The sequence below is a fragment of the Amycolatopsis echigonensis genome (genome assembly GCF_014174495.1).
Classification (GTDB): domain Bacteria; phylum Actinomycetota; class Actinomycetes; order Mycobacteriales; family Pseudonocardiaceae; genus Amycolatopsis; species Amycolatopsis echigonensis.
The window spans coordinates 16,546-38,359 of the sequence record NZ_JACJHR010000082.1 but is presented as its reverse complement, the minus strand read 5'-3'; the positions used below and the strand labels follow the sequence as shown (position 1 = coordinate 38,359).

26 protein-coding genes are annotated in these 21,814 nt (G+C 68.4%); 15 read left to right on the top strand and 11 right to left on the bottom strand.

Features of this window, described 5'->3' with window-relative positions; translation table 11 throughout:
* Positions 1-318 precede the first annotated feature (318 nt).
* Positions 319-1,170: an oxidoreductase gene (locus H5411_RS37585; protein ID WP_183126524.1), complete on the bottom strand. Its 852-nt coding sequence runs from the start codon at positions 1,168-1,170 to the stop codon at positions 319-321.
* 72 nt (positions 1,171-1,242) lie between these two features.
* Between H5411_RS37585 and H5411_RS37580 the strand changes: the two genes are divergently transcribed.
* Together H5411_RS37580 and H5411_RS37575 are read left to right on the top strand one after the other, a co-directional pair.
* The gene (locus tag H5411_RS37580) at positions 1,243-1,845 is read left to right on the top strand and encodes a TetR/AcrR family transcriptional regulator (protein WP_312878689.1); all 603 of its coding nucleotides are present in this window, start codon (positions 1,243-1,245) and stop codon (positions 1,843-1,845) included.
* A gap of 178 nt (positions 1,846-2,023) precedes the next feature.
* Entirely contained in the window at positions 2,024-2,914 is an 891-nt protein-coding gene (locus H5411_RS37575) for a hypothetical protein (RefSeq protein ID WP_183126522.1), read from the top strand.
* Between the two features lie 52 nt (positions 2,915-2,966).
* On the opposite strand, the gene H5411_RS37570 is transcribed toward H5411_RS37575, so the two are convergent.
* From H5411_RS37570 to H5411_RS49110, 6 genes are all read right to left on the bottom strand, one after another.
* On the bottom strand, positions 2,967-3,815 hold the full coding sequence (locus tag H5411_RS37570; protein WP_183126521.1) for a carboxymuconolactone decarboxylase family protein: 849 nt from the start codon (positions 3,813-3,815) through the stop codon (positions 2,967-2,969).
* Positions 3,815-5,020: an RNA polymerase sigma factor gene (locus H5411_RS37565; protein ID WP_183126520.1), complete on the bottom strand. Its 1,206-nt coding sequence runs from the start codon at positions 5,018-5,020 to the stop codon at positions 3,815-3,817. The genes H5411_RS37570 and H5411_RS37565 overlap by 1 nt, the downstream gene beginning before the upstream one ends.
* Entirely contained in the window at positions 5,017-5,379 is a 363-nt protein-coding gene (locus H5411_RS37560) for a YciI family protein (RefSeq protein WP_101435641.1), read from the bottom strand. Before H5411_RS37560 ends, H5411_RS37565 begins: the two co-directional genes overlap by 4 nt.
* A 138-nt stretch (positions 5,380-5,517) precedes the next feature.
* Complete coding sequence (locus tag H5411_RS37555) at positions 5,518-6,330, bottom strand: dioxygenase family protein (RefSeq protein ID WP_183126519.1); 813 nt, start codon at positions 6,328-6,330, stop codon at positions 5,518-5,520.
* A gap of 50 nt (positions 6,331-6,380) precedes the next feature.
* Positions 6,381-7,316, bottom strand: coding sequence for a helix-turn-helix transcriptional regulator (locus H5411_RS37550; RefSeq protein ID WP_220818015.1), 936 nt, complete (start codon positions 7,314-7,316; stop codon positions 6,381-6,383).
* A gap of 74 nt (positions 7,317-7,390) precedes the next feature.
* The gene (locus H5411_RS49110) at positions 7,391-7,927 is read right to left on the bottom strand and encodes a helix-turn-helix domain-containing protein (protein ID WP_101440760.1); all 537 of its coding nucleotides are present in this window, start codon (positions 7,925-7,927) and stop codon (positions 7,391-7,393) included.
* Positions 7,928-8,106: 179 nt separating this feature from the next.
* Here H5411_RS49110 and H5411_RS49105 point away from each other — a divergent pair, with 179 nt between their 5' ends.
* The 3 genes from H5411_RS49105 (at position 8,107) to H5411_RS37530 (ending at position 9,699) form a co-directional block, all read left to right on the top strand.
* Entirely contained in the window at positions 8,107-8,325 is a 219-nt protein-coding gene (locus tag H5411_RS49105; RefSeq protein WP_183126518.1) for a hypothetical protein, read from the top strand.
* Positions 8,319-8,486 (top strand): hypothetical protein, encoded by a 168-nt coding sequence (locus tag H5411_RS37535; RefSeq protein ID WP_246369830.1) that lies wholly within the window; start codon positions 8,319-8,321, stop codon positions 8,484-8,486. Before H5411_RS49105 ends, H5411_RS37535 begins: the two co-directional genes overlap by 7 nt.
* A 70-nt stretch (positions 8,487-8,556) precedes the next feature.
* Positions 8,557-9,699 (top strand): TetR/AcrR family transcriptional regulator, encoded by a 1,143-nt coding sequence (locus tag H5411_RS37530; RefSeq protein ID WP_183126517.1) that lies wholly within the window; start codon positions 8,557-8,559, stop codon positions 9,697-9,699.
* Here H5411_RS37530 and H5411_RS37525 read toward each other — a convergent pair.
* Both H5411_RS37525 and H5411_RS37520 read right to left on the bottom strand, forming a co-directional pair.
* Positions 9,696-10,907, bottom strand: a complete 1,212-nt coding sequence (locus tag H5411_RS37525; RefSeq protein ID WP_183126528.1) for an oxygenase MpaB family protein — start codon at positions 10,905-10,907, stop codon at positions 9,696-9,698. The two genes, H5411_RS37530 and H5411_RS37525, sit on opposite strands and share 4 nt — an antisense overlap.
* Before the next feature lie 930 nt (positions 10,908-11,837).
* Positions 11,838-12,287, bottom strand: coding sequence for an ArsI/CadI family heavy metal resistance metalloenzyme (locus H5411_RS37520; RefSeq protein ID WP_183126516.1), 450 nt, complete (start codon positions 12,285-12,287; stop codon positions 11,838-11,840).
* 82 nt (positions 12,288-12,369) lie between these two features.
* Here H5411_RS37520 and H5411_RS37515 point away from each other — a divergent pair, with 82 nt between their 5' ends.
* Genes H5411_RS37515 through H5411_RS37495 form a run of 5 tightly spaced genes read left to right on the top strand, consistent with a single transcriptional unit; the run spans position 12,370 to position 15,286 of the window.
* On the top strand, positions 12,370-12,732 hold the full coding sequence (locus tag H5411_RS37515) for an ArsR/SmtB family transcription factor (protein WP_101435636.1): 363 nt from the start codon (positions 12,370-12,372) through the stop codon (positions 12,730-12,732).
* On the top strand, positions 12,729-13,793 hold the full coding sequence (gene arsB, locus H5411_RS37510) for an ACR3 family arsenite efflux transporter (RefSeq protein WP_101435635.1): 1,065 nt from the start codon (positions 12,729-12,731) through the stop codon (positions 13,791-13,793). Before H5411_RS37515 ends, arsB begins: the two co-directional genes overlap by 4 nt.
* Positions 13,790-14,188 carry an arsenate reductase ArsC gene (locus H5411_RS37505; RefSeq protein WP_101435634.1) on the top strand — a complete coding sequence of 133 codons (399 nt, stop codon included), beginning with the start codon at positions 13,790-13,792 and terminating at the stop codon, positions 14,186-14,188. Before arsB ends, H5411_RS37505 begins: the two co-directional genes overlap by 4 nt.
* A 28-nt stretch (positions 14,189-14,216) precedes the next feature.
* Entirely contained in the window at positions 14,217-14,564 is a 348-nt protein-coding gene (locus H5411_RS37500; RefSeq protein WP_183126515.1) for an ArsR/SmtB family transcription factor, read from the top strand.
* Positions 14,561-15,286, top strand: coding sequence for a methyltransferase domain-containing protein (locus H5411_RS37495; RefSeq protein WP_101435633.1), 726 nt, complete (start codon positions 14,561-14,563; stop codon positions 15,284-15,286). Before H5411_RS37500 ends, H5411_RS37495 begins: the two co-directional genes overlap by 4 nt.
* Positions 15,287-15,421: 135 nt before the next feature.
* Here H5411_RS37495 and glnA read toward each other — a convergent pair whose 3' ends face one another.
* Positions 15,422-16,846, bottom strand: coding sequence for a type I glutamate--ammonia ligase (gene glnA / locus H5411_RS37490; RefSeq protein ID WP_101435632.1), 1,425 nt, complete (start codon positions 16,844-16,846; stop codon positions 15,422-15,424).
* Between the two features lie 172 nt (positions 16,847-17,018).
* Here glnA and H5411_RS37485 point away from each other — a divergent pair, with 172 nt between their 5' ends.
* A complete protein-coding gene (locus H5411_RS37485) occupies positions 17,019-17,507 on the top strand; it encodes an RDD family protein (RefSeq protein ID WP_101435631.1) in 489 nt (162 codons plus the stop codon).
* Between the two features lie 54 nt (positions 17,508-17,561).
* Here H5411_RS37485 and H5411_RS37480 read toward each other — a convergent pair whose 3' ends face one another.
* Positions 17,562-18,290, bottom strand: coding sequence for a DUF4191 domain-containing protein (locus H5411_RS37480; protein WP_101435630.1), 729 nt, complete (start codon positions 18,288-18,290; stop codon positions 17,562-17,564).
* A gap of 64 nt (positions 18,291-18,354) precedes the next feature.
* Between H5411_RS37480 and H5411_RS37475 the strand changes: the two genes are divergently transcribed.
* From H5411_RS37475 to H5411_RS37460, 4 genes are all read left to right on the top strand, one after another.
* On the top strand, positions 18,355-20,454 hold the full coding sequence (locus H5411_RS37475) for an ATP-dependent DNA helicase UvrD2 (RefSeq protein ID WP_101435629.1): 2,100 nt from the start codon (positions 18,355-18,357) through the stop codon (positions 20,452-20,454).
* Positions 20,455-20,665: 211 nt separating this feature from the next.
* Positions 20,666-20,944: a hypothetical protein gene (locus tag H5411_RS37470; protein ID WP_101435628.1), complete on the top strand. Its 279-nt coding sequence runs from the start codon at positions 20,666-20,668 to the stop codon at positions 20,942-20,944.
* A 151-nt stretch (positions 20,945-21,095) separates the two neighbouring features.
* Complete coding sequence (locus H5411_RS37465) at positions 21,096-21,443, top strand: WhiB family transcriptional regulator (protein ID WP_067592977.1); 348 nt, start codon at positions 21,096-21,098, stop codon at positions 21,441-21,443.
* Positions 21,440-21,703: a hypothetical protein gene (locus H5411_RS37460; RefSeq protein ID WP_101435627.1), complete on the top strand. Its 264-nt coding sequence runs from the start codon at positions 21,440-21,442 to the stop codon at positions 21,701-21,703. Before H5411_RS37465 ends, H5411_RS37460 begins: the two co-directional genes overlap by 4 nt.
* Positions 21,704-21,814: the final 111 nt, after the last annotated feature.

Below are 21,814 nucleotides of genomic sequence, written 5' to 3'. Positions count from 1 at the left end.
GGCGCGGACGCCCCCTTGGCCGGGGTGGTGCGTTGGGGTTGCTCGACGGGCCACGCGGACTCGGGGCACCCGACCTGTGCTGCGCGGCCGGTGCTGTCGGCATCTCGATCTGGTGCCGGGCACAGCATTCCTTCACCGGTTACGTCGGCTGAACCGCTCCCGTCCGCATACCTCGATGCCGCAGTGGGTGCGTCAGATGCACCCACTGCGGCATCGGGTTCTCGCCTCTGCCGATGGCCCGGCAGCGGCCGTTACGCGAGCAACTGCAGCGAACTCGCCGCACGCCGCGCGACTGAGGAAACCGTCGCAGGCAGCGGCTCAGCCGGGCAACTGGGCTCCGTCCGGGAAGTCGGTGGACCGGCTCAGCTCGGCCCATTCCTCGATCTCCTTGTCGACCGCCGCGCGGCCGTTCGCGATGAGGCGGAGGGCGTCGGAGCCCAGGACCAGGTGCGCGGGCGGGTTCGGGACGTCGAGGATGTGCAGCACGGCTTCCGCGGCCTTCCGCGGGTTGCCGAGCTGTTTGCCGCTCGCCGCGAGGCGGTGTTCGCGGACCGGGTTCATCACCTGGTCGTAGTCCGGCAGGGAACGGTCGGTGCGGACCATCGACCGTCCCGCCCAGTCGGTGCGGAACGATCCCGGCGCGATCGCGGTGACGTGCACGCCGAACGGGGCGACCTCCTTGCCGACCGTTTCGAGAATGCCTTCGACGGCGAACTTGCTGCCTTGGTAAAAGGACGTGCCCGGCACGGTGATCAGCCCGGCCATCGACGTGACGCCGAGAATGTGCCCGCTTCGCCGCTGCCGCATGTACGGCAGCACTGCCTTCACCGTCGCGACGACGCCGAACACGTTCACCTCGAACTGCGCACGCAGCTCCGCCATCGTCGACTCTTCGAAGACGCCCTCGTGGCCATACCCGGCGTTGGCGATGGCGACGTCGATCGGGCCCACCTCGGCTTCGATCTCGTCCACCGTCCGGAACACCGCGTCGTCGTCGGTGACATCGAGGATGCGCGCGAGGGATTTGCCCGGCCTCAGCTGCTCGAACTCCGCAGCGTCGGCCTGCTTGCGGACGGTGCCGACGACAGTGTGGCCAGCCTGGAGCGCGGCCTCGGCGAAGGCTCGGCCGAGGCCAGAGCTGACGCCGGTGATCAGGAAGAGCTTGGTCATGAAGCCAACTCTACACCGCGTCGAGAAAAATCTGCACTGCGTAGAAAATAGTCGTCGTGATAGAACGTGCTGGTGGAAGAGCGAGGCACCCGCACCCGTCGCCGGACGGCTCCGACCAAGGGAGACCTGCGCGAACGCGCGATTCTCGACGCGGCGGAGCAGCAGCTGGATTCCGTGGGCGCGGACGGCATGACCGTGGCGACGATCGCGCAGGAAGCCGGGATCACCCGGGGGGCGCTCTACTTCTACTTCGGCTCCAAGAACGAGGTGCTCGCCGCGCTGGTCGAGCGGACGGTGACCAGGCTGCGCACCGAGGTGGACGCGGTGGACGCGGCCGCTGCCGCTCCCGGCGACGCGGTCCGGCAGGGGATCGCGCAGACCGCCCGGATGTGGCGCGAGCACGGCACGGTGATGCGCACGGCGGTCGAACTGTCGCCGTCGGTTCCGGCGATCGACCAGGCCTGGCGCTCCGCGGTGGTGGCGCTCGCCGACACCATGGCCGGTGTCGCCGAGCGCGCCGGACTGCCCTCTGGAACCGCGGCGGAGGTCGCCACTGCGTTGGTCTGGATGACCGAACGCGTCTTCTACCAGGCGTTTGTCGCCGACAGCTCGCTGGACGACGCGGCGGCGACGCTGACTCGGGTGTGGCTGGCGGCGCTCGGTCTCGCGGCCTAGCTCTCCGGCCGCACCGCGACGGGTTGCGAGGCCGGTCGGGGTCGTGCCCGCGCGGACCAAGCGGGGGCGACATTGGGGCAACTATGGCTCTCCGCGGAACTTCCGGGCAACGTCATTCGGTGCTTCACGTCTTTGGGGGTAGAGATTCACCAAAGACACTGGCGCAGGGGAGAGCACAATGGGATTCACCGCGATGAAGTCGATGAAGCTGGTCATGGTCGGCGGCGCGGTCGCCGCGACCGCTTTGCTTTCCGCGTGCAGCGGAAACAATGTCGACGGAAATGGTTCCGCGGCGAAGAGCATTTCCGACACGGCAGCGGTCAAGCAGAACCCGCAGGGCGGTTCGGCCGGTGCGGCAGGCACTTCTCCTCTTCCGGACGGTGACGTCAACTGCAGCAAGCTCGGCGGACAGGTCGGCCCGGCCAATGGACCGAAAATGGATCTGATCGCCGTGGAAAGCGCGAGCGGGTCCGTTCCGGGATGCGTCGAAGCGTTCAATGTCATGACGAAGTACTACGAATTGGCGCCGACGCAGGGCGAAGGCCCCGGTCACCGTGTCCTCGGTATTGAAGGGCACTGGGACTGCGCATTGGGTGCGGAAGAGGAATTCGCCCAGGGCGTGGTGAACTGCGGCAAGGACGGCGGCGCCGAGTTCATGATCAAGACCGCGCCGACCGCGGGCAAGGGCGGCACCGGCCAGCCCGCCGCCCCGACGCGCCGCTTCCCGAACACGACGCAGACCGTGCAGTTCACCGGCTTCGACCGTTCGGTCAACATGGCTCAGTTCCAGTTGATCACCTGGAAGAACGGCGGCCCGGACGACGGCAAGTTCGTTCCCAGCGACGCCACTGCCTACCGCCTTCCGGTGAGCAAGACCGCGCAGGTCTTCGGTGCCGCTGAACTGTGCCCGGGCGGCGAGGTCGCGCTCGACCCGCAGGGCCGCGGCACGAACCCGTGCACCGAGGAGGCCCTGATGGAGGCGCTGAACGGCTCGAGCCCGCTGCACGCCGAGATCCACGTCGACAAGAACGACAACATCGACGTCGTCAAGGAGCTTTACCGCCCCTGAGCGGACAGTGGACACCAACCGGCGGCCGGGTACTCCTGGCCGCCGGTTCGCGTTACGCGGCAAGAAGTGCGCGCTGTCCCGCATCGAAACTGCGCAACGCGGCGCCCACGGCCGCGGCGACAGTGATCTCGTAGACCTCGTCTTCCTGGTATTTCGTGGTCAGCTCGGCGAAATCGGCGTCAGTGAGCCGATAGGACGCGTCGCGGACCTTCGCCGCGAACGGCTCCAACGGAGCGGGCAGGCCGTCGCCGCTCGCGGCCGCGACGCGAAGCGCCTGGTCGGTCACTGCGGGCGCGGTGAACACCGAATACCGCATGTTCTCTACCGGATCCTCATGCTTGTCGGCCGGACCACCGGCGAGCAGGAAGCCGGGGAACCGATACCCGAACCGGTGCAGGGCCCGGGTTCCGCTCTCCAGTTGTCCTTCGCGAAGCACGAAACCGAACGAGTTCGCGAGCCGGTTCACGACGTTCCACACCAGGTTCACCCGCAGCGCTTCATCAATCGCCGCACGCGGAAGATCCGGCAGCACGATCTGATCCGGGTTCAGCGTGACGGTCTCCAGGAACGCTCGGACGGTGCGCACCTCCGGCCGAGCCGCGTCCGGCTGTGAGGGATCGATCTCGCCTTGTCCGGCGATCCGGGTCAGTTCGGCGTGCGAGTCGATGCAGAACGGGCACTCGTGCAGCAACGCCGTTGACATAGCGAGGAATTCGCGCTCCCCGGCCGTCCAGTACGACGGGCCGCGCATCGCCGGAGCGGTGAGGTCCAGCAGCGGCCGGGTGAGAAAACCGGGACGGTACAGCAGCATCTTCACGATGTCCGGCGGCTGCTTCGACGTGATCGACAGGAACAGCTTGGCTCGCAGACGATGTCCGTTGTCGAGAATGGACAGTCTCATCAGGACTCCAAGGTGGCTAAGCGACCGGCGAGAAAACGCCGATCGGCTGGGTTGACAGCGAGTTCGTGGGCGCGCCGGTACGCGGCCATCGCCTCGGCGGTACGGCCGAGACGGCGCAACAGATCGGCGCGCGCGGCGTGCATCAGGTGATACCGGTCTAGCCCGTCGATGCCGTCGATGAGCGCCAGTCCTTCCTCCGGACTGGTGGCCATGGCGACCGCGACAGCGTGGTTCAACGCGACCACCGGCGACGGATTCATTTCGTACAACCGGTGATACAGCCCAGCGATCGCCGTCCAGTCGGTGTCCGCCGCGGAACGGGCCTGCGCATGTTGGACGGCGATGGCGGCTTGCAGTTGATACGGCCCAGGCATCCCGAAGCGCAGCGCACGGTCCAGCAGGCCGATCGCTTCGGTGATTTCGCTGTGGTCCCAACGACTTCGGTCCTGGTCTTCGAGTAACACGACGTCGCCGTCCGGCGTGTAACGAGCAGCGGTGCGCGAATCATGCACGAGCAGCAGCGAAACCAGGCCGAGCGCTTCGGGTTCGTCCGGCATGAGCGTCGCGACCAGTTTCGCCAGCCGGATCGCTTCCTGTTGCAGCTCGCGGTGTTCCGGCGCGGTGTAGCCTTGGGTGAAGATCAAGTACAGCACCGCCGAGACCCCGGACAGCCGCTCGGAAAGCAGATGATCGGCCGGGACCGCGAGGCTGATCCGGGCGTCGCGGATCTTGCGTTTGGCCCGCACCAGCCGCTGCGCCAGCGTTGCCTCGCTCACCAGGAATGTCCGCGCGATCTGCGCCGCGGTCAGCCCGGCCACCGCCTGCAGCGTCAACGCGACGCGCGCCTCCTCAGCGAGCGCGGGGTGGCAGCAGGTGAAGATGAGGCTGAGCCGTTCGTCGCCGATCGCGAGCAGGCTGTCCTCGGACGGTTCCACCGCGACCTCCGGCTGTTCGCCGAGCTGAGCGAGCTTCTCCTGGCCGCGGCGGGCGCGCCGGAGCCGGTCGATCGCGCTGTTGCGGGCGGAGGTGAGCAGCCACGCCATGGGATCGTCCGGCGGCTCGTCGCCCCAGTTGCGCAGGGCGAGCGCGCACGCGTCCTGCAGCGCGTCCTCGGCGAGTTCGAAGTCGCCGAGGACGCGGACCAGCGCCGCGAGCATCCGGGCCCGGTGCTCGCGGTAGACCTCCCGCAGCAGCGGCGACGTCATGCCTGGTGGGACAGCCCGGGCACGCCGGCGACCGGGCGCACCTCGATGGTGCCGACCTCGGCCATCGGGCACAGCGCGGCGAGTTCGAGGGCCTCGTCGAGATCGCGGCAATCGAGGACGTAAACGCCGCCGAGATGCTCGTGGGTCTCCAGGAACGGCCCGTCGGTGATCAGCGTCTTCCCCTCGCGGACGCTGACCGTGGTCGCGGTGTGCTCGCCCTGCAGCGGATGGCCGGACACGAACACCCCGCGCCGGCGGCATTCGTCGGCGAACGCGTTCACCCTGGCCAGGGCGTCCGGGAAGGCCGGATCGCCGGGTTCGGGACGGTCGCAGTTGTAGATCACCAGCAGATACAGCATATGTCCTCCGAGGGCCGGTCCGGCGTCGTCGTAATGGAAGACGAATGCGTCGACCGTAACTCGACAGCCCGGCCCGGGCTTCTCGGAAAACGGAGAACGGCGGGCCCGGGGGAGCCCGCCGTTCTCGTGGGGAGAGGGTCAGCCCTTCTGCCACAACGCCGGCGCGTTGGGCGGTTCCCAGCCCTGCTGGGCGGTGTGGCCCTGAAGGCACACGTAGCTGACCCCGTTGAACGTGACGCGCGTACCGGCGGGGTACGCCTTGCCCGCGGTCCAGGACGTCCCGCCGCTCGGCGGTCCGGTCGTCGGCCCTCCCGTGGGCGTCTGCTGGACGTTGAGCACGAAGTCGAACGCGGCCTCCTTGGCGTTGTCCGGGGCGTCGCGGACGGTCATCAGCAGCCGCGCGTCGAAGATCGTGTCGGTGTTGTTGCGCGGCTCGCCCGGGAAGTACAGCTGGGTCGTCAGGATCGGCTGCCCGGGGGCTTGCACCTTGACGTGGATGTGCCGCGTCCGGCCGGGGTAGAGGCCGGGCACGATGGTGGTCAGCTTGAACTCTCCGAGGTCGTTCGTGTACTGGTGGCCGCGGAGGTTGAACCCGTCGTTGTCGTAGGCCCCGTTGACGTCCGCCTGCCAGAAGTCCAGGAGCGCGCGGCCGATCGGCTGGCAGGACAAGCCGAAGACGTACCCGCTCACGGTGAGCCGCTGGCCCGGCGTGTTGTCGTCGACGAGCACGCTGCGTTCGGGCGAGTCCGGTTTGAAGTAGGGGCCCTCGGTCTGGTCGATCGTCGGTTCGTCGCCGTCGTGGCAGTACGGGGTCGGCTCGACCTTCTGCCCGCCCGCGAAATTCGTGCGAGCCAGCGCGGGACCGCCGACGAGGGCGACCGGCGCGGCGACTCCGGCGGCCAGCGCGGCCTTCAGCACTGTCTTGCGGCTGAACTTCCTGTCTTCGTCCATGCCTGCTCCTCGGTGGGGGCTCGGGATTCCCCTCGACGGTAGGGAGGAGATCAGCCCGCGGCGATGGACGGAGTCCCGCAGTCGTGGTGAATCTTCGGGGCGGCGTCACCGGTGCGGCGGAATCCGCCGGGGCTCAACCCGGTTTCGCGCCGGAAGAACCGGCAAAAGTAGGCCAGGTCGGCGAATCCGACGCGGCTCGCCACCTGCCGCACGGACAGATTCGTCCGCAGCAGAAACCGTTTCGCCTCCTGGATTCGCGCCTCGCGCACCAATTCCGCCGCGGTGCGCCCGGTCGCCGCTTTGACGGCCTCGGTGAGGTAGCCGGGAGTGACGCCGAGCCGTTCGGCGTGCGCGCGCACCGACCACAGTCCCAGCTCGGATTTTTCCGCCTGCTGCGCGAATTCCGCCGCTACCGCGCGGGCGCGGGCGGGTGCCGGCGCGGACGGAATTCCGGGCAGCCGTCCGGCGCGCACGATCAGCACGTGCAGCAGGGCGCGCAGCACGGATTCGCCGTCCTCGCCGCCGCGGCGGAATTCCTCCTCGAGTTCGGCGATCAGCCGCGCGGTGCGGTCGTGCTCGGCCCGGTCCAGCCGCAGCCACGGCCGTTCACGCAGCCTGCGCAGGGTTTCGCGGTCGGCCGGATGGTCGAAGAGGAAGTCGTCGGTGAACAGCACGACCGATCCGGTGAGCCCGCTCGCCTCCCAATGGTGCACCTGGCCCGGGGTGACGACGCCGAGGTGCGGCGGGCTCAGCTCCCACCGCGTCAGGTCGACGACGTGCGCGCCGGTCCCTCCGGTGACGAGCACGATTTCGTGGAACGTGTGCCGATGCGGGAATTCCGCCCTCGACAACGGTCCCACCGCGTCGAAGGAACCGACCGCGAACGGCACCGCCCCGGGCGCGGGCACCTCGAGCCGGTGCAGCGGAAGTTCCCCGGTTTTGCCCGGTCGGCAGCACATTCCCGGGGGCGCCGTCGTCCCTCGCATCAGTCCGTCCTTTTCGCCGCGTTCGAGGCGAAAAGTCTAGACCAATTTCGGGGCGGGCACCTCCGCCGGAAGTATCAGTAACTGGGCGGAGTGACGCTGACGAGGAACCGGGCAGCGGTCCGGCCGTCGTTGCGGAAGCGGTGCGGGATGGCCGAATCGAAATGGCAGCTGTCGCCGGTCTTGAGCACGTGCGTCTGCTCGCCGACCTGGACGGTCAGCCGTCCGGCGATCACCACCACGCATTCCTCGGACGGATGCGAGCGCAGTTCGTCGGACGAGACCCCGCCGGGTTCGAGCACGCCTTCGAGCACCTCGAGCTTCGCGCCGCCAGGCGACGCGCGGGTGTAGGTGATCGCGTGGTGCGGCGAGGAGATCCGATACCGGTCGTCGTGCCGGATCACCGCGACGGTTTCCTCGTCCGGCTCCTGGAACAGGCTGAACAGCGGGATGTCGAGCACCTCGGCGATCCGCCGCATGGTCTCCAGGCTGGGGTCGGTGACGCCCCGCTCGACCTGGCTGATCAACCCGGTCGACACTCCCGCCTGGTCGGCGAGCTGGCGCACGGTCAGCCCGCGCAGGGTGCGGAACTCGCGGATCCTCGTCACGGTCACCCGGTCATTATCATCGAACGGCGCTCCGGCGCAGGTCACCGGCCTCGGCTGGTCCCGCTGGGCGGTCCCTGCCCCGCGGATCGCCGAGAGGATCGTCGCGCGTGGAGTTGCCGTCAGCCCGACGATGAACACCGCTCGTACCGTGGTGGGCTCCTGTTCCCCGGGACGAGCGTAAGGCTGTGCTCGGCAATCTGCGCGCGCTGATCGCTTGCGCGCGGAGATCCGTCGGCGTTGCTGATTTCGCGGCGAAGACCGTCGGCCAGACGGGAAAAACGGCGATTCGGCGGCCCCGGAACGCATCCGGTGCAACCTCGAACTGGGTGCCGGGCGATGACAGACTGGAGATCCGCTGTGTGGATGGGGATCTGATGTTCCGGACGAGCTGCTGGCCATGGTGACGGAAGTGGCGTCTGCCAAAGCCGAAGCGATGCCCGGAGCACCCGAACTGGTCGCCACCGCGGTGCCGGTAGCCGTGGCCGGCAATTCGCTGCGTGCACTAACTACTTGGAAGCCGCTTTGGCTCGAGGCGCTGGCGACGCGTCTCCTCCCGCCCGCGTGAAGACGCGCCCGTCTCGTGATTGACTGGCCGGCATGGCCGTACGTCCGCTTCCGTGTGCTCGGGGTCCGCGGTGACCTCCGAACCGGCTGCGGCCACCCGTCCGCGCAACCGCAAGCAGCTCATCGTCGAGGCAGCGGGCCGCGCCTTCAGCGAACGCGGGTACCACGCGGCGTCGATGGAGGAGATCGCCGCCGCCGTCGGGATCACCGCGGCGGCGCTGTACCGGCATTTCCCGAACAAATACGCCCTGTTCACTGAGTGCGCGAACGTGATGGCGGACCGCCTGGTCGCCGCGCTCGACGCGGTGCCGCCGGACGCGCCCGCGGCCGAGGTCCTCCGCCCGCTGGCCCGCGTCACGGTCGCGCACCGCGAGTCCGGCGGCCTTTACCGCTGGGAGGCGCGTTACCTCGAGCGAGCGGACCGTCGCGTCCTGAGCGCGAAATTCGCCCAGGTCGTCGCGCGTGTGACCGATGTGGTGCGGCCGTCGCCGGACGCGGAGCTCCGCGCCGTAGCCGCACTCGGCGCGATCGGCTCGATCACCATGCACCGTACGTCGATCGCCCACCACCGCGCCGAGAATCTGCTGACCGAATCCGCCCTGCGCCTCGCCACCTCGACGACCACCCCGGCCGCGCCGTCGGTAGAGCTTCCCGCTCAGCCGGTGCCACGAACCCGCCGCGCGCAAATCCTCGCCGCCGCCGTGCCGTTGTTCGAACGCGACGGATTCGCCACGGTCACGAACGCCCGCATCGCCGAGGCGGTCGGCTTGGTGCCGTCGGCGCTCTACCGCCATTTCCCCAACAAAGCCGAAATCCTGGCGGCTGCCTGCCTGCAAGCCGCGGGACTCCTGTCGCAAGCTGTGGAACAAAACCTGCATGGCACCACCGGCGCACAAGCCTTGCCCGTGCTGGCCGCAACCTACGTGGCGTACAGCTTCGAACACACCGCCTTGACCAACGTCGCGGCCGCCGAACTAGGCGGCCTGCCCGCGTCGTTGCAGCGTCCGCTGATCCTCGCGCAACGCGAGCACATCGCCGTATGGGAGGAACAACTCCGCCTGGCCCGGCCGGATCTCGACGCGCACCAGGCCCGCGTGCTGGTGCACGCGGGCTTCGGCGCGGTAGTCGAAACCGGCCGGCGGCTGCGGTGGGAGGACACCCCCGACCACCGCGCCGCCGTCACCGCATTCTTGCTGAGCGCACTGGGACTTTAGGCACCCGGCCGATTCGCCGTGGGGAGCGTGATCGGCGTCTGCGTCGGCGAGGTGCCGTTGTTGAGGTACATCATCGAAATGCCGCGCACGAACTGGTCGAAAAGATAGAAACTGCCCGGCATGATCTTGGAGACGCCCTCGCGGAACGCCACATACGCGGGCCATTCGATCCGCACCAACGCCGCCTGCGCGTAGTCGCGGGGGAGCCCGAGCCAATCGCCCATCTGGTCGTTGAGCAGATACCGGACCAGCTCGTTGACGAATCCGGAATCGAGCCCGAGCGTCGGATTTTCGATATATCCGAGCAACGTCTTCGCCAGGCTGACCCCTTCCTCGGTCGGCCCGAGCACCGGCCACAGCATCTGCTGTGCCTGAGCTTCCGCGTCCGCCCACGTCTTCGGAATGAACTGCTCCTGCACGCCAAGGAGATGCAGCGCGACCTGCCAGGCATGCAGATCCGCGTCCTGCTCCGCCGTCGACAACGCGATGTTCCACTTGAGCATGTTGCTGCGCGCGAACGTGGCCACGGAATGGAACGTCCGCAGAATGTCGCCGTTGCTGATCGGCTTGGGCTGATCCGCGCCCGCCTGGTACTTCGCCGACGTCGGCAGCAAATTCCGCACCACCGCGTGCACCAGCCGGGTCTTGTTGGCCGTAACGACGAAATGCCCGTCCGGCGCCCAAGCCTTGGAGTTGTGCAGGTCGTAACCAAAAGTGAACGTCTTGGCCGCCCGCTGCTTCATGTCCGCGCCGCCGGCTGACCAGTAAACCGCCCGCGCCTCCCGCGGAATAACGGTGCTCATGATCCCGCTGCCGAGCGACTCCGAGACGAAAAGATAACTGCTCAACCGCGTATAAAGCTTCTCCGACGCGGCAAGCTTGGCCGGATCCGCCCACGACGGCAGTTTGTTGACCTGCTGCAGATACGCCACCAGATAGTCCGGCATGCCAGCGGGCAACGGCGCGTTGTTGTCGATCCAGCTTTCCCAGGCCGTATTGACCTCCGGCACTTTGCCCTCGGTCAGCAACGCCTTGGCTACCGCGTCCGCGGTGTCGTCCCAGACCTGGAACGGATCGGCCCCCGTCCCGCTCCCGGCGATGGACCCCTTGCTCGACCACGCCCACGCAGTGCCGGTGGTGCCCGCCATGCCCGCGATGCCCAACGCCGCGCCGAGGGTCAGCACCTTCCTTCTGCTGAGATTCTCCATGTACTTGTCTGCCTCTCTGGTAGGCGTCGTTGCCATCCCATCACCGGCCAGGGGCTGCTCGCCGCCCCGTGTCGACAGTCTCGGAAGAAGTGATTTCTCATTAACATAACGGTGCCGGATGCCTGGTGGCAAGAGGTGTCTCCGCTCCGGATCGACGACCGGTCCCGCGCGGTTCGCGGCGAGCCCGGCTGTTTGTGACGCTCGACGACCGTGCGCGGTTCGGCAGACGGAGCGGTGCGAGCGACCGAGACGAAGGTCGACGGCGACTCCGCCCGCATGCCTGCTGCGGGGTGAAACATGTCTGGGACCCAATCTTCTGAGCTGACGGTTCCGGAGGCATGGGCGTACGGCCCGGCAGGCCGATATCGCAACGCGATGGCCGTTCTGGTTCTACTGGCCCTGATGGCGGCGGCGATCAGTGCGTACTCGTATGACAGGGGAGAGGGGTGGCGGGGACTGGCGCGGCGTGGTTCACCGTATTGCTGGCCGTTTTCGCCGTGGTAGGCGCGGACGCCCGGTTGCGTCGGAAACCGGCTGGCTCGGCGGTGGCGACAATGCGCGCGCAGGGCTGGCCCGCGACCGGTCTGCCCTATTCGGCCGTGCAGTTCGCGGGCGGCGGACTTTCGAATCGTTCCTGCCGTGGTCAGCGGTCATGTCGATCCAGCCGTACTTCCTCGACGGGCCGGAGATTTGGGTAGCGGCCGGGAAAAACGAGCAGCAATGGCAGCGCAAGCAGTTCACCCGCTGGTGGCGCCAGGACCGGCTGCCCGCCGAGCCGGATCCCGGCCAAGACCCTCGGCGTCGACGCCACCTTCGCCTATCGCCTGCTCGGCCGCTACTGCCTGCACCCGGCCAGCCGGACTGAACTCGGCAGCGCGCTCGCTTTCGACCGCGCGCGGCGGGCGAACTTCTGAGCCGCAGCCACCGAGATCAAGCGCAACATCCTTCTGGCTTGGCGGCTTCCTCGGACGTGCAGCACGAGGCGAGCGCGGCACTGTCGGAGCCGTAAGTCGGCGAATCCGCCTTGACCGTGTAAACCTCCCACGGCTCCTGGCCCGGACCGTGCACCCACACCTTGTCCTGCACGGCGTAGCAACAGGTCGTGTTGTCCTCGGTCAGCGTCTCCAAGCCCTCCCCGGTGAGGCGCTTGCTGGCCTCGTTGACGTCGTCCGTCGACTCGACCTCGACGCCGAGGTGGTCCAGGACGGTCGCCTGCCCGGGCTCGCCCTCCAGGAGCACGAGCTTGAGCGCGGGCTCGGCGACGGCGAAGTTGGCGTATCCCGGCCGGAGTTTGGCTGGTTCGACGCCGAAAAGCTTTGAGTAGAAGTCGATCGAACCAGCGGGGTCTCCCACGCGCAGGGCGAGCTGAACTCGGGACATCCCGTACTCCTTGAATAGATGAACATCGAAACAGGGGCAGACCTAGATTGCTGTCTACTTAGATGTCTGTCAAGATAGACGCATGTCGAAGCAGCTCTTGATGGCAACGATCAGCGCGTGCTGCACCCCATTGACGCGCGAACCGCTGGACGAGGACCAGGCCGCGGAGCTGTCGAAGCTGTTCAAAGCGCTGTCCGATCCGGTGCGGCTGCGGTTGCTCTCGCTGATCGCGTCCCACGCCGGCGGGGAAGCGTGCGTATGCGACCTGACCGACGCGTTCGACCTCACCGGCCCGACGATCTCGCACCACCTGAAGGTGCTGCGCGAATCCGGCTTGATCACCGGGGAACGGCGCGGCACCTGGGTGTACTACCGCGTCCGTCCGGAGCTCCTGGCCCGGCTCTCGGCCACGCTGGTCCCGGGCGAGATGGAGACGCTGGCGTGACGACGGAAACCGGCGTAGTCGGCAAACTGTCCACTTTGGACCGATTCCTTCCGGTGTGGATCGCTGCCGCGATGGTGCTCGGTCTTCTGGCCGGCCGCTCGATCCCCGGCCTGGCCGGGGTGCTGAACGCGGTTTCGGTCGACGGGATCTCGCTGCCGATCGCGCTCGGTCTGCTCGTGATGATGTACCCGGTGCTGGCGAAGGTCCGCTACGACCGGCTCGGCAGCGTGACCGCCGACCGGCGGCTGCTGTGGCCGTCGCTGGTGCTGAACTGGCTGATCGGCCCGGCGCTGATGTTCGCGCTCGCCTGGTTGCTGCTGCCCGATCTGCCGGAGTACCGGACCGGGTTGATCATCGTCGGCCTCGCCCGCTGCATCGCGATGGTGATCATCTGGAACGACCTGGCCTGCGGCGACCGGGAGGCCGCCGCCGTGCTGGTCGCGCTGAACTCGGTGTTCCAGGTCGTCATGTTCGGCGTCCTCGGCTGGTTCTACCTCGCCGTGCTGCCCGGCTGGCTCAGCCTGCCGCAAGCGGACCTGAGCGTTTCCGCGGGGCAGATCGCCAAGAGCGTGCTGGTGTTCCTGGGCATCCCGCCGCTCGCCGGTTACCTGTCCCGGCGGCTGGGCGAACGCGCGAAGGGACGCACCTGGTACGAATCCCGGTTCCTGCCGAAGATCGGCCCGATCGCGTTGTACGGACTGCTGTTCACCATCGTCGTCCTGTTCGCGCTGCAGGGCGACCAGATCACGAGCCGCCCGCTCGACGTCGCCCGGATCGCGCTGCCGCTGCTGGTCTACTTCGGACTCATGTGGGCCGGCTCCTACGCGGTCGGCAAGGCGATCGGCCTGTCGTACGAACGGACCACGACGCTGGCCTTCACCGCGGCGGGCAACAACTTCGAACTCGCCATCGCCGTCGCGATCGCCACCTTCGGCGCCACGAGTGGGCAGGCGCTCGCCGGAGTCGTCGGGCCGCTCATCGAAGTCCCGGTCCTCGTCGCACTTGTCTACGTGTCTCTCGCGCTTCGGCGCCGGTCCGCGACCGCGGAGGTTTCGTCATGACCACCCCCGAGGTGCTCTTCGTCTGCGTCCACAACGCCGGGCGCTCGCAGATGGCGGCCGGACTGCTGCACCATCACGCATGCGGCCGGGTGCTCGTCCGCTCCGCCGGGTCCGCGCCAGCCGACACGATCAACCCCGCGGTCGTCGCGGTCATGGCCGAACTCGGCATCGACCTGTCGCGCGAAATTCCCAAGCCCCTCACCACTCAGGGCGTGCACTCGGCCGATGTGGTCATCACCATGGGCTGCGGCGATGCTTGCCCGGTCTTCCCCGGCAAGCGCTACCTGGACTGGCAGCTCGACGACCCGGCAGGCCTCCCGGTCGAGCAGGTCCGCCCCATTCGCGACGAGATCGACCGGAGGGTCCAGGCCCTGCTCGCCGACCTGGTCAGCTGACCCCTTCATCGTCTATCGTCGATAGACGATGAAGGAGGCTGTCGTGCTGGACCGTGCTGCCGCGGAAACCTACGCCGGATGGTTCCGCGCGCTCGCGGACCCGACGCGCGTACAGATCCTGCACCTGATCGCCTCCGCGGGCCGCCCGCTGCCGGTCGGCGAGATCGTCGAGCAGGTGAGCGTGAGCCAATCAACTGTCTCGGCGCATTTGAAGATCCTCACCGAAGCCCGGTTCGTCCTCGTGCGACCGCACGGCACCGCTCGGCTGTACCAGATCAACGAGCGGTGTCTGTCCTGCTTCCCGAGCGCGGCCGACGTCGTCATGGGCCGCACCGCCGTCCCCTTTGCTGACGTCGCTTGCGAGGTACCCAGATGAGCCCTGACCAGGACGCGGTCCGAGAACGCTACGCCAATGCGGCCCGGCGAGCGTTGGCCGGAGAAGCCACCGGCTTGCTGTCCGAATCCGACCGGCTCGGCGCAGTGCACTACGCAGAGGAGGACGTCCCCGAAACAGTCGCGGCCACCAGTCTCGGCTGCGGAAACCCGCTCGCCGTCGCGGACCTGCGCCCCGGCGAATCTGTCCTCGACCTCGGCTCCGGCGGCGGCCTGGACGTACTGCTTTCCGCCCGGCGCGTCGGACCCGCCGGCCGTGCCATCGGCCTCGACATGACCGACGAAATGCTTGCCCTCGCCCGTCGGCACGCCGCGCAGGCGGGCCTCGCGAATGTCGAGTTCGTCAAGGGCACGATCGAGGCCATTCCCTTGCCGGACAACACGGTGGACGTGGTGATCTCCAACTGCGTCATCGCCCTGTCGCCGGACAAACCAGCTGTCTTCGCGGGAATCGCGCGAGTTCTGCGTCCCGGCGGCCGCCTCGGCGTGACGGACCTCCTCGCCGAGGAAACCCTGACCGACGCGGAACGCGCGGCCGCCGACAAGGAATGCCTAGGCGGCGCACTCACCGCTGACGATTACCGCGCCTTGCTCCACTCCGCGGGTCTCGTGAACGTGGACGTCCGCCGTACCCACGAGGTCGGCCCCAAGCTGTACTCGGCGATCATCCGCGCCGAAGCGGCCCCACCCCCGGAACCCCGGTGATCTCCTCCGCGAGATCGTCCGCGTCCTAGCCCTATGCGTCACAGCGTTCACAGCGGCTCGGGCCCACACGGCTGAGAAACGCGAACGGCCCGCCAGCGAGATGCTGACGGGCCATTCACGTAGTGCGAGTTCAGATCACACGTCGTAGTACAGCGAGAACTCGTACGGGTGCGGGCGAAGCCGCAGCGGGTCGATTTCGTTCTCGCGCTTGTACTGGATCCACGTCTCGATCACGTCGGGCGTGAAGACGCCGCCCTCGAGCAGGTAGTCGTGGTCCTGCTCCAGGGTGTCCAGCACGGTGCCCAGGTCGCCCGGGACCAGCTTGACGTTCTTGGCCTCCTCGGGCGGCAGCTCGTAGAGGTCCTTGTCGATCGGCTCCGGCGGCTCGATCTTGTTCTTGATGCCGTCGAGCCCGGCCATCATCATCGCGGAGAACGCCAGGTACGGGTTGCCCGAGGAGTCCGGGCAGCGGAACTCGGCGCGCTTGGCCTTCGCGTTGTTGCCGGTGATCGGGATGCGGACGCAGGCGGAGCGGTTGCGCTGCGAGTACACGAGCGAAACCGGGGCCTCGAAGCCCGGCACCAGGCGGTGGTACGAGTTCACCGTCGGGTTGGTGAAGGCCAGCAGGCTCGGCGCGTGCTTGAGCAGGCCGCCGATGTAGTGCCGCGCCGTGTCGGACAGGCCCGCGTAGCCGGACTCGTCGTGGAACAGCGGCTGGCCGTCCTTCCACAGCGACTGGTGGCAGTGCATGCCCGAGCCGTTGTCGCCGGCGAGCGGCTTCGGCATGAACGTCGCGGTCTTGCCCGCGGCGAACACGGTGTTCTTCACGATGTACTTGAACAGCTGCAGGTCGTCGGCAGCGTGCAGCAGCGTGTTGAACTTGTAGTTGATCTCCGTCTGGCCGGCGGTGCCCACCTCGTGGTGCGCGCGCTCGATCTGGAAGCCGGAGTTCGTCAGCTGGCGGACGATGTCGTCGCGCAGGTCGGCGAAGTGGTCGACCGGCGGGACGGGGAAGTAGCCGCCCTTGAACCGGGTCTTGTAGCCCTGGTTCCCGCCCTCGGTGTCGGCGCCGGTGTTCCACCAGCCCTCGATCGAGTCGATCTCGTGGAACGACAGGTGCTCGGCGTCCTCGAAGCGGACCGAGTCGAAGATGTAGAACTCCGCCTCCGGGCCGAAGTAGACGTTGTCGGCGACGCCGTACTCCGAGATGTACTGCTCGGCCTTGCGCGCGATGTTGCGCGGGTCGCGGCTGTAGGCCTCGCGAGTGAACGGGTCGTGCACGAAGAAGTTCAGCGAGAGCGTCTTCGCCTTGCGGAACGGGTCGATCCGCGCCGTCTCGGGGTCCGGCAGCAGCAGCATGTCGGACTCGTGGATCGACTGGAAGCCGCGCACCGAGGAGCCGTCGAAGGCGAGACCCTCTTCGTACGCCTCCAGGTCGAACGCCTTCGCGGGCACCGTGAAGTGCTGCATGACGCCCGGCAGGTCGCAGAACCTGACGTCGATGGACTCCACCTTCTCATCGGCGATGAGGCGCTGAATGTCGTCTGGAGTAGTGGGCACCCTCGGTGACTCCTTCTCGTTCGTTACCGGCGGCTGTACTCTCTTCGGCTCACGCTAAGAGCGCGGTGTTGCCCGACCGTCACCCGAATGTTTCGCGGGTGTTAACGGGCCGCCGTCACTGCCCAGTCGACCAGGCCGGATGTGGTCCGCGCCACCGGCATACCCTGGACGGGTGGCGAGATGGACGGGTGAATGGCTGCCGGGCGCGGGCGACGGCTCCACCGCGGCGGCCCCGCGCGAGGCCCCGAAGTGGCGCGGCGAGTCGATGGGCCTGCCCGAATCCGGCGTGGGCGCGGTGGCGGGCGGCGGTCCGCGCTTCCTCGCGCTCGTCCTCGACCTCGTGCTCGCCTCCCTGATCACGGCGCTCTTCGTGCGCTATGACCTGCAGAACGCAGCCGCGATGCAGACGTTCAACCTGTGGGCCGGGGCGGTCTGGGCGGTCATTACGGTCATTCCGGTCACGTTCTTCGGCTTCACGCCCGGCATGGCGGCGGTGGGCGTCCGGGTGGCCCGCCTCGACGGGGCGGCGATGGTCGGCCCGTGGCGCGCCCTGGTCCGGATGGTGCTGACCGCGCTGCTGCTCCCGCCGCTGGTGCGCAACGCCGACGGCCGCAACTGGCTCGACCGCGCCACCAACACTGTCGTCATCCGGATGCGCTGACGGAAACAAAGAACCCCCGGTCGAACGGACCGGGGGTTCTTCGGTAAGCAAGCGTCAGCGACGGCGGATGGTGCGCTGCACGTTCCGCATCTTCGCGCCCGCGGGCATCGGGCCCTTCGGCATCGCCGCGCCGCGCGAGCCGAGGGCGGCCAGCTTCGCTTCGAGGGCGTCGACCTGGGCCGGCTTGAGGTTGCGCGGCAGCTTCGCCAGGTGCGACTGCAGCTTCTTGAGTGGAACCTGCTTCTCTTCGTGGCCGATCGTCACGTCGTAGATCGGGGTGTCGCCGACCAGCCGCGACACGCGCTTCTTCTCCTGCGCGAGCAGGCTCTTCACGCGGTGCGGGGCACCCTCGGCCACGAGGATCACGCCGGGGTGGCCGAGCACGCGGTGCACGGCGTCGAGCTGGGTCGTCGCCGCGACGGTCGGCGTGACCTTCCACTTGCCGCGCATGTTCTCCAGCGCCCAGGCGGCCGCGCCGGGCTGGCCGTCGGCCTTCCCGTAGACCGTGCGCTGCACGCGCCTGCCGAAGATGATCACGGCGAGCAGGATGCCGAGCACGATGCCCAGCGGCAGCAGCGTCCACTGAATGTTGAAAATGAAGCCGATGCCGAAGAGCAAACCGGCGACCACCACGATCGAACCGACCATCCAGGGGATGAGCATCGGGTCTTCGCGGCGCTGCATCTTGAACGCCTCGAACAGCTGGCCGCGCCGGGCCTTGCTCGCAGCGCGCTTTTCCCGCTTGGCCTGCTTGGCCGCTTCCTTGTCCTGCTTGCCCGCCATATGACCAGGATACGGCCGCGTGCCCGGCCGGGAATCCGTCGGCCCCCTCTGCGAGGATCGCGGGGTGGCCATCGCATCGTCTCCCCAGAGCCGGCAGAGCCGCGCGAGCCTGCTCGACGGGCTTGATCCCGAGCAGCGCGCCGCCGCGGCGGCCCCCCGCGGCCCGGTGTGCGTCCTCGCCGGCGCGGGCACCGGAAAGACCCGCACGATCACGCACCGCATCGCCCACCTGGTCCGATCGGGCCACGTCGCGCCCGGGCAGGTACTGGCCGTCACCTTCACGACGCGCGCCGCGGGGGAGATGCGCACCCGGCTGCGCGGTCTCGGAGTCGACGCGGCGCAGGCGCTGACCTTCCACGCCGCCGCGCGCCGTCAGCTCCGCTACTTCTGGCCGCGGGTCGTCGGCGACCGGCCGTGGGACCTGATCGACAACAAGTTCCGGCTCGTCGCGCAAGCCGCCCAGCGCGTCCGGCTGAGCACCGAGACCGAGGTCCTGCGTGACCTGGCGAGCGAGATCGAATGGAGCAAGGCGTCGCTCGTCTCGCCGGACGACTACCCGTCGGTCGCCGCGCGGACGCAGCGCGACACTCCCGCGCCGGTCGCGCAGGTCGCCGAGGTCTACCGCTGGTACGAGGAGCTGAAGACAAACGCGCAGGTTCTCGACTTCGACGACCTGCTTCTGCAGACCACCGCGGTTCTGGAGAAGCACGAGGCGGTCGCGGCCGAGTTCCGCGACCGGTACCGCTGCTTCGTGGTCGACGAGTACCAGGACGTCACGCCGTTGCAGCAGCGGCTGCTCGACGCGTGGCTCGGCGGCCGCGACGACCTCACCGTCGTCGGCGACGCCAACCAGACCATTTACTCCTTCGGCGGTGCCTCGCCGAAGTCGCTGCTGGAGTTCACGCGGCGCTTCCCGGAGGCGACCGTCGTGCGCCTCGAACGCGACTACCGGTCCACGCCGCAGGTCGTCGCGCTCGCGAACCGTGTGATCGGCGCCGCGCGCGGACGTCCGGCCGGATCGCGGCTGAAGCTCGTCGGGCAGCGCCCGGACGGTCCGGAGCCGCGATTCGCCGAGTACGAGGACGAGGCCGCCGAAGCCAGCGCGGTCGCGCGGCGGGTCCGCGAGCTGCTCGACGCGGAGGTGCCCGCAAGCGAGATCGCGGTGCTGTTCCGGGTGAACGCGCAGTCGGAGGCGTACGAGCAGGCGCTCACCGAAGCCGGGATCCCGTACCTGGTCCGCGGCGGCGAGCGGTTCTTCCAGCGCACCGAGGTGCGGCAGGCGATGGCGGCGCTGCGCACGGCGTCGATGGAACCCACCTCGCTGGAGCTGGTCACGGCGGTGCGTTCGGTCCTCGCGCGGGTCGGCCTCACCGAGCAGCCGCCGTCGGGCGGAGCGGCGAAGGAACGGTGGGACGCACTGCTCGCGCTGGTGGAGCTGGCCGAGGAACTGGCGGCGTCGGTCGAAGACGCGGACCTGCCTCGCTTCGTCGCGGAACTCGAACAGCGCGCGGCGGCGCAGCACCCGCCGACCGTCGAAGGCGTCACGCTCGCGTCGCTGCACGCGGCGAAGGGGCTCGAGTGGGACGCGGTGTTTCTCGTCGGCCTGTCCGAGGGCACCATGCCGATCTTGCACGCGGACGGCGACGACGCCGCGATCGAAGAGGAACGACGGCTGTTCTACGTCGGCGTCACGCGGGCTCGGGAGCATCTGTCGCTGTCGTGGTCGCTGTCCCGCGGGCCGGGCAGCCGACGCAACCGGCGGCGTTCGCGGTTCCTGTACGGGCTGATCCCGGAGGACCACCCGGCGGCGCGCATCGCCCGTTCGCAGCAGGGGGCGAAGCCCGGGTCGAACGTCGCCCGCTGCCGGCTGTGCGGCGGTCCGCTGGTGCAGACCATGGAGGTCAAGCTGGGGCGGTGCGGGAAGTGCCCGTCCACAGTGGACGAGGAGCTGCTGGAGAAGCTGAAGACGTGGCGCGGGGAGCGTTCGCGGGAGTTGAAGGTGCCGGCGTTCGTCGTGTTCACCGACGCGACGCTGATGGCGATCGCCGAGCAACGGCCGACCGACGACGGCGCGCTGGTGTCGATCTCCGGGATCGGCGCGACGAAGCTGGAGCGGTTCGGCGCGGAAGTGCTCGACGTGGTCCGGTCGTCGATGCGATCTTGACCGCGTCTTCGCGGTGATCGATGCGGCGAACCTGCAGCTCTCGGGCGATCTTCAGCTTTTCGGCAGAGATTTGGGAAAATAAGTTGCCCCGGTTGCGCCGGGGCGCATAACCTGCGTAGGCACCCGGGCGAGAGGGCCCGGTCTGGGGAAGAACACGACGGTTGCCGCCTAGCGCGGCGCAGTCCGACAGAAGAAAGGCGGTGCCGGTGAAATGATCAGCAATCTGATGCACACGAACCCTGGCACCGGTCTGCCTGTCTGCACGACCGTCGCCGCCCCGCGCCAGGGCACCGGTGTGTCCACGTTCGCGCACATCGACGGAACGCCTCGTCACCGTGACGGCATGCGTCGTATTGAGCGCAACGGGGCCCCGGCCGGCATCACTCTCGCGACCGCCGCCGTCGTTGCCGCGTACCCGCAGGTTGATGTCGATCTGCCGACCGTCAAGCAGTTCCGTGTTCCGTTGTCGATACGGGAGCGAAGTTCCTGACCTAGTCAGGACTCAAGGCTCACGAAGGCCGCGGAACCGGTAACCGGATCCGCGGCCTTCGTGTTTTTGTGGCTGCACAACACAAAGGAACAAGTTGTCCAGTTCGATCGCCCACCGCCACACCACCACCGCACCGCAAAGGAGCACGGAAATGTCATCCGCCATCGCCCTCGCCGAGGGTCCCTTAGCCGAAGGGTTCGACATAGGCGACCTGCTCGACGGCGTCGCCGAGCCGGAACTCCCCTGCCGCTCGCGCGACGCGGACCTCTGGTTCGCCGAATCGCCCGCGGAACTCGAGCGGGCCAAGGCGTTCTGCGCCGGCTGCCCGGTCCGCGAGGCCTGCCTCGCGGGAGCACTCGCCCGGCGTGAGCCGTGGGGTGTCTGGGGAGGAGAGATCTTCGAGCGCGGCGCGGTGATCGCACGCAAGCGGCCCCGCGGCCGTCCGCGCAAGAACGCCGCCCTCGAACCCGCCGCAGCAGCCCGGAGCGCAGCCGCATGACCGTCGACCTCATCACCACGCGCGATTTCGAGGCCCGCACCGGAAAACCGGTCCGCGTCCAGCCGAAGCCCAAGCAGAACAAGTCTCAGGAGACCACGAAGATGTTGCTTCACGAAGAACTGTCCCGAGCGCGAATACGCGACCTGATAACCGAACAGGAAGCCCAACGCCCGTGGCGCCGGGCACGAGCCGCGCGCCGCTGGTCGCGGGTAGCCCGCTGGGCGGCCAGCCGAGCGGAGCGGTACCAACCACCCAACTAACGCGGTGTTGTGGTCTGGTCAGGCAAGCCCAGGTTTCGGCCCTTTGCCTGACCGGCTGCTTCGTCCGGGAGCCGGTGCCTGCCACCGGGACTGCCTCCAGTCCTGGCTGGC